Below are 2,041 nucleotides of genomic sequence, written 5' to 3'. Positions count from 1 at the left end.
GCATCCCTTTCGTCAACCCACTATGGGCGACGCTCTTCCGGTGCGTAAGCCCTGGATGCAGGAGTGTAGCTCAGTTGGTAGAGCATCGGTCTCCAAAACCGAGGGCCGTGGGTTCGAGTCCCCCCACTCCTGCCATTTTCTTTCAGAAGCTGTTATATTTCAGTTCGTCAGGAAGGGGTGGCGGTGGCCGCTTTTCCAGCGGCAGCTAATTCGTCAATTTGAGAATCAATTTCTGGGGTGCGTTCAAACCGCTCGCCTCGGAGTCTTTGCTTGGCAAATGCCGTATGAAAGTGACGCTCAAGGATCGGGCAGTCGGCGGGCAATCCTTGACGACCAGATCGAAATCACGGGCGGTAGAGGATGTCCTCTCGATCGGCGGTCAATGCGCCCCCTGGATTTCGTTGAGCACCGATTGAGCGATGAACGCGCTGCGGGTCAGGTTGCGCTCGGTCGCGGCTCTGTCGATCGCGACCAGCATGCCCCGGTCAAGCGAGATATTGGCGCGAACCACTTTCCCGTCGTTACGCACGTAAGGAACCGCAACGATGAAAGCGCCGGCGGCCAGATCGGCAGCCGCAGCGCCTTGCACTTCGTCGAGGCGCATCGGTTGCACGAACGGGGTATCTTCGAACCACAGGCTCAACGCCTCACACGCGTTGGGCACGATGTCCTTCACGTCATCCGCAGCCGAAAAACAGCCGGGCAGATCGGGGAAAGACACGCCCCAGGCGCTATCTTCATCCTTATGCACGATGGCATAAAAATATTGCATGTCGCCCTCCTTGGCGCCGGTCGGGTGGGTCAGAGCCACCCGGCCATCTTTGCTATGTTGCGAGCGGTGCCCAGTGGCAGATCCTTTTTCGGGTGCGGAACAATCACGACCCGATCGGCTTTGCGGAACTTGTGATGCGAACCGGCGATTTTCACCAGTTCGAACCCTTCGTCGACAAGGCGCTTGACGATCTGCCTGCTGTTTCGCTCCATGCGCAAATATATGCACATGGCGTGGGCGGTGCGCAATGGTGAATGCGCAAATAATTGCGCATCTCGTTCTCGCGGGTTCGGTAATTGTGGGTTTGCCGAGGGCCGCGCCTCTGTTCGGGGGCTTCCCATCCCGTTGCGACAGTCGTTTGCCGCATGAATCTGCATCCGCGCGTCTTTGGGTGGCCGTTGGCAATGGTCTGTTAACACGTATTGCCAAAAGGTGACCGTATGGTGCTGAGGCAAGATCAGGTGAGCGACGGCGAAGGTCGCGTGCTGCGCGACCGGGCTCTGTGGGCTTTTGTGGGCGCCGCGACCTATTTCCTGATGGCCACGGCGACGATTGTCCTGACCAGCGACGGGCGCAGTCATGCCACCGTCTGGCCGGCGGATGCGGTCATCCTGGCGCTGTTGTTGTCCCGGCCACGGCGTGACTGGTCTGCGTTGCTGCTGGCGGGATGGTTGGCCAATCTTCTGGCCAATGGCGTGGCGCGCGGCTGGTCGGGCGGCATCGTGTTCTATGGCTTGATCAACATGGCCCAGACGGCGATGGCTGCCTGGTGTATGGATCGTTCGCGGGCGAGCGAGGAAATCCTGGCCGATGGGCGCACGATGGTGCGTTTCCTGTTCGGCGCGGGGCTGGTCACGCCGGCGTTGGGGGTGGGGGCCGGGGCGCTGGTCTCGGCACTGACCTATGGAACGCCCATGGGGATGTCGTTCCTGCGCTGGTATGGCAGCAACGCGCTTGGGTTCGTCATTTTCACGCCTTTTTTCAAAGCGCTGTTTGACGGAAGCTATGCCCGCGCGATCAAGGCGCAATCCCCCGTCGGGCATGCGCGCGCGCTGGGGCTGTTTGCGCTCCATGCGGCGGTGACGGTTGTCGTTTTTGCCCAGAGTGGATTGCCGATCCTGTTCCTGCCGTTTTCCACGCTGCTTTTGCTGTCGTTCGGATCGGGGCGGCTGTCGACTCAGGGCGGGGTCATTCTGGTCGCGGTGATCGGTGCGATGGCCTCGCTGCACCAGGGCGGGCCGATGGCTCTGATTCATCAGGGGCCGGTGT

3 protein-coding genes and 1 tRNA gene are annotated in these 2,041 nt (G+C 60.9%); 2 read left to right on the top strand and 2 right to left on the bottom strand.

What is annotated here, in order from left to right; all coding sequences use genetic code 11:
• Positions 1-59: 59 nt before the first annotated feature.
• Positions 60-135 (top strand) — tRNA-Trp (locus P4L78_RS01420).
• A gap of 244 nt (positions 136-379) precedes the next feature.
• On the opposite strand, the gene P4L78_RS01415 is transcribed toward P4L78_RS01420, so the two are convergent.
• Together P4L78_RS01415 and P4L78_RS01410 are read right to left on the bottom strand one after the other, a co-directional pair.
• A complete protein-coding gene (locus P4L78_RS01415; RefSeq protein ID WP_309326494.1) occupies positions 380-772 on the bottom strand; it encodes a type II toxin-antitoxin system HicB family antitoxin in 393 nt (130 codons plus the stop codon).
• A gap of 29 nt (positions 773-801) precedes the next feature.
• On the bottom strand, positions 802-1,149 hold the full coding sequence (locus P4L78_RS01410) for a type II toxin-antitoxin system HicA family toxin (RefSeq protein WP_309326492.1): 348 nt from the start codon (positions 1,147-1,149) through the stop codon (positions 802-804).
• A 63-nt stretch (positions 1,150-1,212) separates the two neighbouring features.
• Between P4L78_RS01410 and P4L78_RS01405 the strand changes: the two genes are divergently transcribed.
• Positions 1,213-2,041 (top strand): MASE1 domain-containing protein (locus tag P4L78_RS01405; protein WP_309326490.1); only part of this gene is annotated, 829 nt, incomplete at its 3' end.

It is taken from the genome of Silvimonas sp., assembly GCF_031291215.1.
Lineage (GTDB): Bacteria > Pseudomonadota > Gammaproteobacteria > Burkholderiales > Chitinibacteraceae > Silvimonas > Silvimonas soli.
Note: the sequence above shows the minus strand (reverse complement) of the source record. Positions and strands in the feature narration are given on the sequence as shown.